At 65.5% G+C, this 13329-nt stretch carries 13 protein-coding genes; 8 read left to right on the forward strand and 5 right to left on the reverse strand.

Annotation, left to right across the window (positions count from 1 at the left end; genetic code table 11):
* Positions 1-19: 19 nt before the first annotated feature.
* Positions 20-1888: a PQQ-binding-like beta-propeller repeat protein gene (locus IPL75_06270; GenBank protein ID MBK9239860.1), complete on the forward strand. Its 1869-nt coding sequence runs from the start codon at positions 20-22 to the stop codon at positions 1886-1888.
* Positions 1889-1892: 4 nt separating this feature from the next.
* On the opposite strand, the gene IPL75_06275 is transcribed toward IPL75_06270, so the two are convergent.
* Positions 1893-3518 (reverse strand): sigma-70 family RNA polymerase sigma factor, encoded by a 1626-nt coding sequence (locus tag IPL75_06275; protein ID MBK9239861.1) that lies wholly within the window; start codon positions 3516-3518, stop codon positions 1893-1895.
* Positions 3519-3596: 78 nt separating this feature from the next.
* Here IPL75_06275 and IPL75_06280 point away from each other — a divergent pair, with 78 nt between their 5' ends.
* Entirely contained in the window at positions 3597-4769 is a 1173-nt protein-coding gene (locus tag IPL75_06280) for a hypothetical protein (protein MBK9239862.1), read from the forward strand.
* Here the strand turns inward: IPL75_06280 and IPL75_06285 are convergent.
* Positions 4753-6258, reverse strand: a complete 1506-nt coding sequence (locus IPL75_06285) for a multicopper oxidase domain-containing protein (protein MBK9239863.1) — start codon at positions 6256-6258, stop codon at positions 4753-4755. The genes IPL75_06280 and IPL75_06285 overlap by 17 nt on opposite strands.
* Positions 6259-6263: 5 nt before the next feature.
* Positions 6264-6614: a hypothetical protein gene (locus IPL75_06290; GenBank protein MBK9239864.1), complete on the reverse strand. Its 351-nt coding sequence runs from the start codon at positions 6612-6614 to the stop codon at positions 6264-6266.
* A gap of 8 nt (positions 6615-6622) precedes the next feature.
* On the opposite strand from IPL75_06290, the gene IPL75_06295 reads away from it, so the two are divergent.
* The 6 genes from IPL75_06295 to IPL75_06320 all read left to right on the forward strand — a co-directional run bounded on the left by IPL75_06295 (position 6623) and on the right by IPL75_06320 (position 11548).
* Positions 6623-7264 carry an RNA polymerase sigma factor gene (locus IPL75_06295; protein MBK9239865.1) on the forward strand — a complete coding sequence of 214 codons (642 nt, stop codon included), beginning with the start codon at positions 6623-6625 and terminating at the stop codon, positions 7262-7264.
* Positions 7261-7896, forward strand: a complete 636-nt coding sequence (locus IPL75_06300; protein ID MBK9239866.1) for a hypothetical protein — start codon at positions 7261-7263, stop codon at positions 7894-7896. Before IPL75_06295 ends, IPL75_06300 begins: the two co-directional genes overlap by 4 nt.
* Before the next feature lie 5 nt (positions 7897-7901).
* Positions 7902-8468 carry a hypothetical protein gene (locus IPL75_06305; protein MBK9239867.1) on the forward strand — a complete coding sequence of 189 codons (567 nt, stop codon included), beginning with the start codon at positions 7902-7904 and terminating at the stop codon, positions 8466-8468.
* A 103-nt stretch (positions 8469-8571) separates the two neighbouring features.
* Positions 8572-9975: a PQQ-binding-like beta-propeller repeat protein gene (locus IPL75_06310; GenBank protein ID MBK9239868.1), complete on the forward strand. Its 1404-nt coding sequence runs from the start codon at positions 8572-8574 to the stop codon at positions 9973-9975.
* Positions 9959-10759: an acid phosphatase gene (locus IPL75_06315; protein MBK9239869.1), complete on the forward strand. Its 801-nt coding sequence runs from the start codon at positions 9959-9961 to the stop codon at positions 10757-10759. The genes IPL75_06310 and IPL75_06315 overlap by 17 nt, the downstream gene beginning before the upstream one ends.
* 72 nt (positions 10760-10831) lie before the next feature.
* Complete coding sequence (locus IPL75_06320; GenBank protein MBK9239870.1) at positions 10832-11548, forward strand: hypothetical protein; 717 nt, start codon at positions 10832-10834, stop codon at positions 11546-11548.
* A gap of 6 nt (positions 11549-11554) precedes the next feature.
* Here IPL75_06320 and IPL75_06325 read toward each other — a convergent pair whose 3' ends face one another.
* Both IPL75_06325 and IPL75_06330 read right to left on the reverse strand, forming a co-directional pair.
* Positions 11555-11968 carry a hypothetical protein gene (locus tag IPL75_06325; GenBank protein MBK9239871.1) on the reverse strand — a complete coding sequence of 138 codons (414 nt, stop codon included), beginning with the start codon at positions 11966-11968 and terminating at the stop codon, positions 11555-11557.
* An 89-nt stretch (positions 11969-12057) separates the two neighbouring features.
* Complete coding sequence (locus tag IPL75_06330) at positions 12058-13257, reverse strand: hypothetical protein (protein ID MBK9239872.1); 1200 nt, start codon at positions 13255-13257, stop codon at positions 12058-12060.
* Positions 13258-13329 lie beyond the last annotated feature (72 nt).

Below are 13329 nucleotides of genomic sequence, written 5' to 3' on the forward strand. Positions count from 1 at the left end.
TCAAGATAAGATGCGCGTCATGCTTCTCCGACGAACTCTGCTGGCGGCTGCGCTGCTGGCGCTGGCGCTGACGCCCGTGGCGCGCGCGGGCGATCAGGCGCAGGCGCCGGTGGCCACTCCGCCGAGCTGGACACAATGGGGCGGACCGTCGCGCGACTTTCACTCGCCGTCCACCGGCCTCGCGGATTCGTGGCCGGCCGAGGGGCCGCCGGTCATCTGGACCCGCCCGCTCGGCAATGGACACTCGGCCGTCGTGGTTGACGATGGCCGGTTGTTCACGATGTACCGCACGGGCAACGCGCGCGCGAAGGTTGGGCCGTGGAAGAGCGAGGAAGTGGTGGCCGCCCTCGACGCGAAGACCGGCGCCACGCTCTGGGAACACACCTATCCCTCGCGCCAGGAAGACTTCAGCTTCGGCGCCGGTCCACACGCCACGCCGCTTGTGGTCGGCGACCGCGTCTTCAGTGTCGGCACGAACCAGCAGTTGTTCGCGCTCGATAAACGCACGGGGAAGGTCCTCTGGTCGCATGACTTCATCACCGAGTTCAAATCGCCCGAGCTGCTGATTCGCCCTGTCGTGAAAGTGGGCTACGGATGCAGCCCGATCGCTTTCCGCGACACCATCATCTGCAGCGTGGGCGGGCCAGGGCAGTCGGTCATGGCCTTCCGGCAGTCCGACGGCGCGGTCGTCTGGAAAAGCGGCGACTTCCTCACCTCGGGCGCTGCGCCAATCTTGATCGAGATGGGCGGCCGGCCGCAGGTGGTGTTCCTCGCCGGCAGCACAATCACCGGCCTCGATCCGTCCACGGGCGCCATCCTCTGGTCGCATCCCCACGATCCCGGCAACGACCTGAACTGCAGCACGCCGCTCTTCGGGCCCGACCATGTGCTCTTCATGTCGTCGGCGTACCAGGCCGGAAGCCGCGCGATTCAACTCAGCCAGACGGGCGACACCACCAACACCGAAGAACTCTGGTTCACGAATCGCGTGCGATTCATGTTCCTCGGCGCCATCCGTGTCGGTGATTTTGTGTACGGCACCACTGGCGATTTTGGTCCCGCATTCCTGACGGCCCTCGATATCAAGACGGGCGTATCAGCCTGGCAAGTTCGCGGCTTCGCCCGCGCCAGCCTCCTCCACGCCGACGGTAAAACCATCGTCATGAACGAAGACGGCGACCTGGCCCTCGCGCGGCTGTCACCCACGGGCGCAGAGATCCTCGCGCGCGCGAAAGTGTTCGACACCACATCGTGGACGGCACCGACACTGGTGGGAACCACGTTGTATGCGCGCGACCGCGAGAAGGTCGTCGCGCTGGATCTGGGGGTGAAGGGGGTGAGTCAGAGCGCCGCAGGGCGTAGCGTCAGCCGCGCCCCTGCCAATCTGAACGTTGGCCGTGGTGACCTGAGCCAGTCGAAGGTCAGCCGCCCCGAGGTGACCTTCCCAGCTTCCCTCGCCGGCTCGTGGCAACTCGACACGGCCACAAGCACGATCACTGATGGGGCGGGCTTCTCAGGACTCATGGCCGCCGGCGCGCCGCGATGGATGTTCGTCACCCAGCCGCTCAACGGCGCACTCGTCGTCGAAAGCCCAATCAACACAGGTCACACGCGTTTCTACCGTCCGGGTCGCTCGACGACGACGGACACCAAAGACGGCACGATCACGATGAACACGTCCTGGATTGGCAAGACGCTCGTGGCAGAAGGGCGCGCGGTCACGGGCGGCGGCGCGACCACCGCGGTGAAGGAGACGATTTCGCGCGATGGAGATGCGCTTGTCGTCGAGATTGTGGCCGGGGACAAAACGAGCCGGCTGCGATATACGCGCCTGCTGGACGTCGGCCCGTGTGAGACCTGGCCGACGCCCTGCAAGAGAGCAAAGTGAATCGTTAACTCGACCGGCGCAGCGCCCACGCGCGCCTGGCGATCAGGCCGAGCGGTACAACAATCGCCAGCAGGATGAGCCACGGGACCATCGCGCCGAAGATCGCGGCGACCGGCGTGAACCACTGAGACCTGAACCACTCAACCGCGACGATGGTGTTGGCCTCAGCGGCGCGAGCCATGCTGCCCACCGCATAGTCGCGCGCCACGGCTGCGGCACCGGCGGCTGCCTTCCATCCAACTGCGACCGCACCGATGGCCCACCAGCCGGCCGCGACGCTGCCGAACGCCAGCATTCCGAACGCCACGCCCGCGATGCTGAGACTGAGCACTCCAACCGTGACGCCGCCGATCGCAATGGGAGCAACAGCCATTCCCCCGATCGCCAGGAGTGGGCTGAACGCCAGGTCACCAATCGCAATCCATCCGCGCGCACCGCGTGTCCGGTACGAACCGACATCAAGGCCACCGGTCGCATACGCGAACAGCGGAAGGCCGAACAATTGCCACGAGGAGGAATAGCGCTGCGGGCCGGCCGAAACGCCTCGGCTTGCGAGATGCGGGGCATACTCGGCATCGGTCGTCCCGGTTTCCACACGAACGCGATCGATCTCGCGCTGAAGGTTGTCGTTCACAAGTCCGAGCCGAACCAGCAGGATGCCGGTCCACGCGCACGTGAGGGTGATCAGCACCCACGGCGAATCCGGAAAGTACTTCAGGCTGGCGAAGATCCCGGCAAGCAGGCCGACGACCATGACGAGCGCGAACGTGACGCCTTGCTTGAACTGCCGGCCGATGACGCGCTGCTCGGCGGTCGACCGTGCGGTCAGGCGCAGAAGCTTTGACGCGAGCCAGGCTGTGGCCAGCCCGGCCGCCGGCCCAACGACGACCGCGCCGCCGCCAAGGCCGAGCGCGCCTTTGGTGGAGGACGCGGCACCGGCCGCCGCAGCCGATGCTCCCGCCGTTGCGGCGGCGCTGGCCGTGGGTGCGACCACCGTGATGGCCGCGAGTACGCCTGCGGTGAATGCACCGCTCGGGCGCGTGCGAGAGAGCGCGGACTCGACGAGCGACGCCACCTCACCACGCAGCATCGCCCGGCCTCGCGAAAGCCGCTGCTTGACGGTCTCCTGGCTCAGGTTCAGCAACGCTGCGACGTCGGCCACGGACTGTTCTTCACGGTAGAACAGGACGATGGGCTCGCGATAGGACTCGGGCAGCGCGCCGATCGCGCGCCACAGCAACACTTCTTCTTCCCGACTGACGGCCTGTGCCAGCGGGTCGTCAGCGGCGGTGGCGGGTTCGGCAATCGCATCGAGCGATGCCGGCACACCTCCGCGCCGTGTTTCCTTGCGGCGAACGTTCGCGACCAGCGTGCGCGCGATGCCGCACAACCAGCCGCGCAGCTTGGCGGGCTCCCGCAAGTCATCCATCTGCCGCCACGCGGTGACAAACGTCTCTTGCGCCAGGTCCTGTGACGCCGCAATGTTGCCCAGGCCGGAATACGCCACTGAACACACCAGCGACTGATAGCGCGTGACGATGAGGCCGAAGGCGTCGCGGTTGCCGGAACGGGCGGCCAGCCAGAGTCGGTCGTCAGACGACGTGGAGGCCGGGTGATTGGAAGTGGTCATGGTAGTCATCACCCAACAAGTGGTCACGACTGCGCAAAAGGTGACACGGGGTGCCGCAAAGGAGCGCGACAATCGAGTATGCGCCAACTTGCTGCGGCCTTGTGCGTCGTGCTGTCGGCGGCCCTGGTGGCCGGCGCGCACCAGCCGGTGCCCCAACTGCGCGTTGAGGGCCGGCAGTTCGTCGGCGAGGCTGGAGCGCGCTACATCCCGAGGTGGGTGTCGGGCCTGACGCTGCTCTCGCGTACGCCCGCACAACAGACGACGTTTCTTGATTGGGCCGCTCGTACCGGTTTCAACGGCGTGCGCGTGTTTACGGGCGCGCTGACGTGGGCGCCACAGACGCCGGACCAGGCGCGGGCGGGACTCCCGGCACTGCTTGATCGCGCGGCGGCGCGCGGACTGATGGTGGAAGTCACCGCCTTGACGGACACCACGACCGGATACGACGCTCGGGCGCACGTGCAGGCGATTGCAGACACACTGGCCGGGCGCCGTGGCGTGGTGCTGGAACTGGCAAATGAAGTAGGCAACGCGACGCAGTCGAAAGAGCTCACGCCAGACCGCCTTCGATCGTGGGGAGAAGCCATCGCCACACCGCGCCGGCTGGTGTGGGCCGTCGGGGCGGCCGACTCCGACGCGCCCTCGGGCGCATCACATCCGACGAGGGGAGGCTCGTACATCACCGCCCATCTCGATCGCGGCGGCAAAATGTGGGAACAGGTGTCGCGCGTGCGCTCGCTCTTTCAGATCGCCGAGACACACGGTGTGCCCGTGATCAACAACGAGCCCATCGGGGCGGATGAGCTTCCTGGAAGCGAGACTGGCCGGCAACGCTGGAATGACCCCACAGCCTTCTTCGCGCTGGGCGTGCTTGACCGCGCCTTCCAACTGGGGGGCGTCCACCATTCGCAGGCTGGACTGATGGCCGAGCTCCCGGGCCCGGTGCAGCAACGGTGTGCTGAGGCCTACGTCGCGGGGCATCGCGCTATTGACGCGGTGACCGGCAAGTCGGCGCTGACGTTTCACGACGCCGGTACGCCCACATCGCCGGTGGCCTCGGGTAAGACGTCTCGTCTGACCGTCGCATATGCCTTCACCGCGGGTGATCGCGGTGTCGTCGTGCTCCTGGGAGTCAGTGGTGATCCCGTGCTGCGGCTGGCCGACGGATGGCGGCGCGTACGCGTCGCGGCGTCGAGGCGCGCGGCCGACGGGACGCGGATCGACGTGGTCGAGATTACGCGCGCCCGGTGATGCGGAAGTTGCGCATCATGCCCATGTCCTCGTGTTCGAGGATGTGGCAGTGATACAGGTAGAGCCCGGGCAACTGCGAGAACGTCACCTGCAGCCGCACGGTCTGCCCCGGCAGCACCAGCACCGTGTCCGTGGGCGCGCCATCACTGAAGCCTTCATTCAGCGGATTGGTCTCGGCGCCAGACCGTGACAGGATGCGGAACTGCCGCCCATGAATATGGATGGGATGGGCCATCGCCATCCCCATCGGGTTGGTCTCGTTGACCAGTTCCCACACCTGCGTGGCACCGGCCGCCACGGTCTCGTCGGCGGCCACCGTGTCCATCTCGAACGTGCGGCCGTTCATCAGCCAGTTCATCTGGCGAAACTGCAGAGCCACACGCCGAACCGGCGCGTCCGTCCTGACCGCCCAGAGTGGCACCGGCGCCGAAAGACGCTCAGGCAACCGCACGCGCGTGCCAACGGTACCCGACACCTTCAGCGTCATGAGCGTGATTGCCGCGCCCTGCGGCAGCGGCGACGTTTCGGCCATCATCCCAGCCCGGCCGACAGCTTCAGCGGGGTAGGCGAGGCTGCGCAGTTCCACAGTGGAACCTGCGGCGTGGCCCGAGAGGTCAAGCAGCATGTCGGCGCGTTGGCCGGGCGCCAGTGTTAGTGCCTGTGCCGTGCGGGCCCGCTCCAACAGGCCGCCATCACCACCGATGATCGTGAGCGGTGTTCCGTCGCTCCACGCCAGCTTGTAGATGCGCGCATTGGACCCGTTGAGGATGCGGACGCGGCACGTCCGGCGGTCCACATCTGTCGCGGGCCGCGATCGCCCGTTGACCAGAACCGTGTCGCCGATCCAGCCGTTCATGGTCTGCATCATCGCCGCCATGCCCATGCCGCCTGCGGCGTATTCAAACTGGTTTTGTTTGTCGATGCGCCGGTCCTGCAGCACACACAGCAGCTCGCCGTTACCCGCCGGCAGTCCCAGCGCGTCTTCCTCGGCGTCCGACACCAGCAACAGTCCGGCCAGGCCCTGGTAAACCTGGGCGCCGGTGCGCATGTGCGGGTGCGGGTGATACCAGTGCATGCCGGCCCGATTGATGACCTCGAAGTCGTACACGTAATCGCGCCCGCCCTCCACCGCCAGCCGCGGATGCCCGTCGGCCACATCGGGCACGTCGAGTCCATGCCAGTGGACGATGGATGGCTCGAGCAGGCGGTTGTGGAACCTGATGCGAACCCGCTGGCCCTTGCGAAGCCGGATCACGGGGCCGAGGTACGAGCCCGGAATAGTTTCAAGCGTGGTCGCCGGACCGCGGAGTACCCGGCCCGTGAACTTCCACACGCGCGTTGGTGCTCCTGGCTGGATCGAGACTTCGCCAGGTGCGGCGGTCAGCTCGATCTCCACGTCCGGCGTGTTGGTCTGGAAGCGGGAAAGGGGTCGCAGGGCCGGCGCAAACGATGCCAGCCCCATCAGGCGCAAAAGGTCTCGACGATGCATTCAGACTAGTGTTGCAGGTTCGGTGCCACTCGGGTGACGCGATCTTTGACCTGTTCACGGGTGACGAGGCCGGGGCCGACCGGCACGGTCGCGGGAAATCGCGCAGCCCGGCAGCTGATGAGCAGCACCATGCCCGAATCGGTGTCCTCAAACCACGCGGCCACCTGGGCAAACCGCGCGAATGCCAGTGCATGGGCCACTGCGCCGTCGCGGGTAACGAACAGGAGCTGGTCTCGGCCGGACGTGGTTCGAAGGGCCCAGGGCGCAGCCTTTCGGCCAGCCTTGTGCGCGACGATCACATCGTCTTTTGCGGGCTGGTTGTGCATGGCCAACGCTGACCGTACTCGCCGGAACATGGCCTGCGATGTTTCAAACAGCACAGGTTCAGCCACCTGGCGGGGCGCGAGGCCTGTCCAACCGGCATCGGGCCGGCGGCGTCTTGCCCCTCAGGAACATGCGTGAAGCCGCCCAAGCCGTGCCACGATTCGTGACCACCGAGGTGCGCCACATCGATATCGATCAGGAGTTCGAGGCCCGGCTCAAGGATTCGTCCACGCTGGCATTCCGCGTGGCGTTCAGCGTCCTGCGGCATCACCAGGATGCGGAGGATGTGGCCCAGGACGCGTTTGCCCGGGCCCATCGGGGGTTTTCCCAGTTGCGTGACCGCGAGGCCTTCCGGGCATGGCTGGTGCGCATGACCTGGCGGCTGGCGCTGGACCATCGGCGCGGCCACCTCCGGCGCGTGGCGCGTGAACAGGTGCCGGTGGAGTGGAACGACTCGAACGCCGCGCCCTCGAGCGAGCAGCAGGTCATTGCCGCTGAACGCGCGCGGCGGCTGTGGGAGGCGATCGACCGGCTTCCGGAAGTCCTGCGTCTGACGGTGGTGCTTGCGTCAATTCAAGAACACTCGATGAAGGAAGTGGCGGTGCTGACTGGCGCGCCTGAAGGCACCGTAAAGTCTCGCGTGTTCGACGCCAAGAAGTTGTTGAAGGAGATGCTGACATGACCAACCACGATGACGAATTGGCCGAGCTGACCGCAGCTCTGGAGGTGACGCCACCGGCTTCATTCGCTGAGGGTGTGCGCGCGCGAGTGGCGCGGTCACGAGCCCGCACGCGGCAGAGGTGGTGGGGCCTTGCGGCTGCGGCGACGGTGGCGCTGGCGACGGTCGTGATGTGGCGGCCGGCAGCGCCGGTGACTGAGGTTGCGACGACGGCCATGGTAGCGCCTGTGATCCCGGCAGCTGATATTCAGCGGGCAGCGGAGCCCGCCACGGCCGAACGCGTGGCGTCAGCGGCTCCTGCTTCGAGGGCTGCCGCACGATTGGTCTCGGTGCGACCAGAGACAACGCCGGCCGAACCCGCGCTGGTGGTCATGACGAATCAGCCGGCTTTGCTGCGCGCGCTGTGGGCCGACTTCGATGGGAAGAACGTGTCTCTCGTGCAGGTGGAAGCCGTGTCCACGTCTGCCGATGGGATGACGAAGCCGATTGCTGTGGAGCCGATCGTGGTGGAGCCGATCGTGGTGGCGCCGATCGTGGTAGCGCCGATTGTTGTGGGTGATCTTGGGACTGTCGGTGGCCGCGCTGGGGCGACTCCGGCTATTCGCCGCGTGGATGCGGCAAGGGAGACGAAATGAGTGCGATGACGAGGAATCTGGGCGCGGTGGTAGTGATGACCGGATTGGTGCTCGGTGCCGGCAGTCCGGTGCGCGCGCAGCAGGGGCGGGGCGGCGGAGCTGAGGCGGCGGCGCCCGCCGCGGCCACCGTACCTCTGAAGGTGACGGTGACGATTTCACGTTTCGAGGGAGAAAAGAAGACCGCGAGCCTTCCGTTTGTGCTGTGGCTCAACACCGGCGGCGGCCAAGCCATTCTTCAGATGGGAAGCGAAGTCCCGGTTCCATCCACGTACACCAAGGACGGCGTACCCTCGCAGTCCTACAACTATCGACCCGTCGGAACAAACATCACCTGCAGCGCTGCCGCGGCGTTGGCCGACGGCCTCTACCGGCTGTCCATCGCCGTCGAGGACTCACAGGTGTTCCGGATGCCCACTTCCGGGGTGGCCCAGATCGGCCCTGGCTTCCAGAACTTCAAGGCGATCAACTCGCCCATCCTCCGCGACGGCCAGACCGTTCAGTTTGCGGTGGCCACCGACAAAACCAGCGGGGAAGTCATCAAACTCGACGTGACCCTGAACGTCGTCAAGTAACCCGGCTCGCGCGAGCCTGATGCTAGAATCCCCCTACGCACCTTGAACCAGTGATGGTCGTGTCACCGCTGTCTGGCAAGACAGGGATGAAGGGGAGATTTGTATGCGCGCAGTGCTTAGCCTGACCTCGTTGCTCACCGTCGCGGCCGGTACCGTGATGTTCGCCGACAACTGGCCACATTGGCGCGGCCCCTCCCACAACGGCGTCAGCACAGAAACCGGGCTGCCCGTGACGTGGGGGGCCACGTGCGTGGCCGACGCGGCAACTGGTGCGGTTGCCGCGGCACCCGCGGCCCCGCAAGGACGTGGCGGTGGTCGAGAAGGTAGACCGCTGACACCGTTTGCGTGTGCGAACCTCAAGACAGAAAACGTTTCGTGGAAGTTGCCGCTGCCCGCCTACAGCGGCTCCACCCCGATCATCTGGGGCGATACGATCTTTCTCAACGTGGCCACGGGCGCCAACAATGGCGCACTCGAGTTGTGGGCCGTTGATCGGCGCAAGCAGACAGTGTCCTGGAAGCGTCCGCTTGCCGACTCAAACCACATGGAGCGTAAGCAGAACATGTCGTCACCCTCGCCGGTGACTGATGGCCGCCATGTGTGGGTGATGACGGGCGTGGGCACGCTGCAAGCCTTTGACTTCGCCGGCAAGGAAATCTGGTCGCGCAACGTGCAGACCGACTACGGCCGCTTCGGGCTGAACTGGGGCTACGCGTCGTCGCCGCTGCTCAAGGACAACGCGCTGTACGTGCAGGTGCTGCATGGGATGAAAACGGATGACCCGTCGTACCTGTTGAAGATTGACGCAGCCACGGGCAAGACCATCTGGCGTGTGGAGCGGCTGACCGAGGCCGTGTCAGAATCGCCGGACTCCTACACCACGCCGGCGTGGGCCGAGATCAGCGGCCGCCCGGAGGTAATCATCACCGGCGGCGACGTGGTGTCGGGCCACAATCCTGCGACGGGTGCTGAATACTGGCGGGCCGACGTCCTGAATCCACAGCGTGGCCGTAACTACCGCATCGTGGCGTCACCCACCGTGGTCGGCGATCTCGTGATCGCGCCGACACGAGAGAATCCGATGGTGGCCATCAGGCCTGGCGGCAACGGGGACGTGGCCGGCTCGCACGTGGCGTGGACTTTTGCGCAGGGCCCGGATGTGCCTACGCCCGTCAGCGACGGAAAACTCCTCTATGTCGTGCGCGACCGGGGAGTGGCCTTCGCACTCGATGCGAAGACGGGCGCGGTGGTGTACGGGCCCGAACGGCTGCCATCAGGCACCTACAGCGCATCGCCGATTCTGGCGGACGGCAAGATCTATGTGACCACCGAAGAGGAAGGGATCACGACGGTCTATCGCGCCGGTCCCAAGTTCGAAGTGCTTGCGTCCAATCGCCTGGCCGACGACTGTTCGCCGTACTGCCTCAGCACGGTGGCGATCTCTGAAGGGCAGATCTTCATGCGCACCGCGTCGTTCCTGTGGGCGATCGGTGAGCGCCGCAAATAAGGCAGTCATCGCGCTGACCCTTGCCGCGATCGGCGCGGTTGGCTGCGGTAAAGGGGCGGAGGCGCCGCGCGCGAGCAATGCGCTCGCCGTGGCGGTGGCCTGGAAGGAAACGTCCGCTGAGTACGAGGCTCTGTATCTGCAGGGCTTTAATGTCGCAAGGATGCACGTGGACCGTGCGCTCAGAGACGGGCGCCGATCCCTGGCGGTCATCTCGGATCTTGATGACACGGTGCTGGACACGCGCGACTACTGGCGCGAAGTGCTCGAGGCCGACGCGCAGTTGTTTGAAGACGCCCGCTGGGACCTGTGGGTGGCAAAAAACAAGGTGCGCGCCAGTCCAGGCGCGTTGGACTTCCTGAACTTCTGCCGTGATTCTGGCGTCGAGGTGTTCTACATCACGAACCGCGATCAGGGGCCGAAGACGATGGAGCTGGCGCTCGGCAACATGAAGGCCGCCGGCCTGCCGTTTGCGGATGCCGAACATCTGACCGTCATCACCGACAGCTCGGACAAGGAACCGCGTCAGCGCCAGGTGGCGCAGTCCCACGACGTCGTGGTTTTCCTGGGCGACAACCTGAACGACTTTCGGCGGTCCTACTACGTCACCGACGCCCAGAGCCGACGCCAGCGGCTGACCGCGGACACGTCCGAGTTCGGGCGGCGTTTTATCCTGTTCCCGAATCCCACGGACGGCCACTGGATCCGCGCTATTCTTGGCGAATCCGAACCGTCGCCGACCCAGGAGACCCTGGATCGACTGCATCAACTGATCGGCCGGCGCTGAGGGCGCCGGTTGTCGGACACGAGTAGAATCCGCCGCACCCTGTTTCGGGTGGCAGGTGACAAGGGAGATGTTATGAAGATCACAAAGGGCGCCGGCGCGTTGATGCTGTTGCTATCGGTGGCGTGCAGTCCGAAGTACTACGTGCCCAATACGCAGAACGTGCCGATGATTTCGGCCAAAGGGCAGGCCAACGTCACCGTCGCCGCGAACGGAAACCAGGGGGAATTTCAGGCCGCGTATGGCGTCAGCAACGCCGTGGCGTTCCAGGTGAATGCGGGCATCGTGCGGCCTCGCGAGGAAGACAATGGCGATGGCGGCAAGGGCAGCCTCTTTGAAGCCGGCCTGGGGTATTACCGCAACGTCTCGCCCAACGTGTTGTTCGACATGTATGTGCTCGGTGGATTCGGCAAGATGGAGAACGACTTTCCCTCCACGCTGACCGCCAGTCCGAACACCACCGGCATAATCAAAGCCGACATCGTCCGCTTCGGTGTGCAGCCGGGCCTGAGTCTGCACCGCCAGCGCTTCTCGTTGTCAGGTTCCGCGCGGATTTCCAGCCTGCGGTACAGCAACATTCAGGGCAACCTGATTTTTGGCGGTGTAAACCAGGTGACCTACCTGACCGATCACAAGACGAGCACGCTCATTGAGCCCGCCGTGACCCTTCGCCTTGGTGGAGAGAAGTTCAAGCTTCAGATCCAGATCGCGAGGAGCATCAACCTCACGACGTCCGACTTCAAACAGGACAAGTCTCTGGCGACCGTGGGCTTCAACTACCGCTTTCGCTGAAGGTCCCTACGACGACCAGCTCTCGCGTTCGAGCTTCCAGGCGTTGCCCTCGCGGATCAGGAAGACCTGACCCGTGGTCTTTTTCTTGTCCGAGTCGAGCGCTTCGACCGACAAGGTGACGCCGGCGGCCGTCTTGGTCTCCTTGGTGACCTTGAGGTTGGTCACCGCGGCCATCATCTTGACCATTTCGAACATCATGACGGCGTCTTCCTTCGACGTCGCGTCCATCTTGGCCTGCACGGCTTTTGAGTGCCACGGCCTGATGTCGGCCACGGACTTGGCCTTGTCGAACGCCACCCGATACGCCAGGTAGAACTCGGTGGCCGTCTGGTTGGCATTCTGGGCCCAGGTCGCGGCTCCCATCGAGGCGAATACCAAGGTCAGGGCAATGGCCACGAGGCCGGCGCGATGCATTTTCATAACAATTTCCTCCGATCGTCCGGGAAGCGGACCGGGCGACATCTTACCCCGAGCCCGGTGACAACGAACACCGCGGTTCGAACGCCGCGTCACAGTCCGACGTGCCAGGCCAGATCGGCCGTCGGATAGGTCAGTTTGAGGTCCCTGAGATTCCTCATTCCCGCGCCGCCGGCCACCGCCTCGAGTTGAAGGTCGGTCAGCAGCTCGTCGGTCACCGGTTGCGCAGGCATGATGCCGGGCAGCGGAATCTGGCCCTCGGCGACGAGCTCGAGGGCGCGCTGTGCGAAGACGGCGCACGCGTGGTCGGGCGCCTGGAGCGCTCGCTCGAGCGTGTGACGATACAACTCCGTCGCGCGGGCGATATCGCCTTGCTGCAAGTGGAGGTAGGCGAGGTTCAGCGAGCAGTGCAGGTCGCCTTCAATGTCGGCGGCACTGACCACGGCCGGAAAGCCACGGTCGAGCAGCACCTTCGCCGTGGCCAGGTCGCCCCGGAACGAATGCGTCTTGGCGAGGCCCACGATGGCCCGTCCCGCGATGGACCTCAATCCCAGGTGGACCGCCATGTCGAGGCACGTTTGACGCAGGGCGATGGCTTCGTCGATCTCGCCGCGATACAAGGCCCAGTCCGCCAGGTTGTTGTAGATGATCGCCACTCGCGCTGGTGATCCAGACGCCGTGGCAAGCTCGAGTGCCTTTTCGTAGCTGGCCACGGCCTCCGGAGCTTCGCTCATGGGCAGCGTTCGCCCGAGACCGATAAGAGCCGCCATCACCCATCGGGTGTCGTCAATGGCCTCGCCGATGGCTTTGATTTCCCGGTAGACGGCGCGTGCGCGTTCGTTCTCGCCGGTCTCCTTCAGGTAGTGCGCCCGGCATCCAAGAGCGGCCGCCAGCAGGTGCTGGTCACCAAGCTCGTGCGCAATGTGTTCTGCCGCCTCAGCCGAGGCCAGCGACTTGTGCCGCTCGCCGACATGGTCGAAGGCCACGGCGAGTCCGCAGAGCGCCAGACCTTCGAGCGCGCGGTCACCGGCTTTGACTGCGCCGTCACGCGACATGGTGAACGCCTCAATGCTCTTCGTGCGCGCTGCGCCGGTCAGGAGCGCGAGATAGCCCATCCGGTGACGGAGGCGGGCGCGTTCGAGGGAGTCGGCACCCGGAAGCGTGTCCTGAATGGCCTGCATGAGCTGTTCGGCTCGGGCCCCAAGGTCGGTCGGCGGAGCGCCCGCATGGTGATCAGCCGTGGTGCCCCACAACGCCAGGGCGGCCAATTCGTCGAAGGTTGTCGTGTACATGTTTGTATTGGCGACATCGGGTTCCCGGTACAGACATGCCTGCTTTCCCCGCCTCCGGCGTCTGCAAAGCCG

This window comes from Acidobacteriota bacterium (assembly GCA_016716905.1).
Lineage (GTDB): Bacteria > Acidobacteriota > Vicinamibacteria > Vicinamibacterales > SCN-69-37 > SYFT01.

Coding starts and splice junctions, on each gene's coding strand:
- IPL75_06290 (MBK9239864.1), bottom strand. CDS start 6,614: ATGTTCCGGCGAGTACGGTCAGCGTTGGCCATGCACAACCAGCCCGCA.
- IPL75_06330 (MBK9239872.1), bottom strand. CDS start 13,257: ATGTACACGACAACCTTCGACGAATTGGCCGCCCTGGCGTTGTGGGGC.
- IPL75_06320 (MBK9239870.1), top strand. CDS start 10,832: ATGAAGATCACAAAGGGCGCCGGCGCGTTGATGCTGTTGCTATCGGTG.
- IPL75_06300 (MBK9239866.1), top strand. CDS start 7,261: ATGACCAACCACGATGACGAATTGGCCGAGCTGACCGCAGCTCTGGAG.
- IPL75_06310 (MBK9239868.1), top strand. CDS start 8,572: ATGCGCGCAGTGCTTAGCCTGACCTCGTTGCTCACCGTCGCGGCCGGT.
- IPL75_06280 (MBK9239862.1), top strand. CDS start 3,597: ATGCGCCAACTTGCTGCGGCCTTGTGCGTCGTGCTGTCGGCGGCCCTG.
- IPL75_06275 (MBK9239861.1), bottom strand. CDS start 3,518: ATGACCACTTCCAATCACCCGGCCTCCACGTCGTCTGACGACCGACTC.
- IPL75_06295 (MBK9239865.1), top strand. CDS start 6,623: ATGTTTCAAACAGCACAGGTTCAGCCACCTGGCGGGGCGCGAGGCCTG.
- IPL75_06305 (MBK9239867.1), top strand. CDS start 7,902: ATGACGAGGAATCTGGGCGCGGTGGTAGTGATGACCGGATTGGTGCTC.
- IPL75_06270 (MBK9239860.1), top strand. CDS start 20: ATGCTTCTCCGACGAACTCTGCTGGCGGCTGCGCTGCTGGCGCTGGCG.
- IPL75_06285 (MBK9239863.1), bottom strand. CDS start 6,258: ATGCATCGTCGAGACCTTTTGCGCCTGATGGGGCTGGCATCGTTTGCG.
- IPL75_06325 (MBK9239871.1), bottom strand. CDS start 11,968: ATGAAAATGCATCGCGCCGGCCTCGTGGCCATTGCCCTGACCTTGGTA.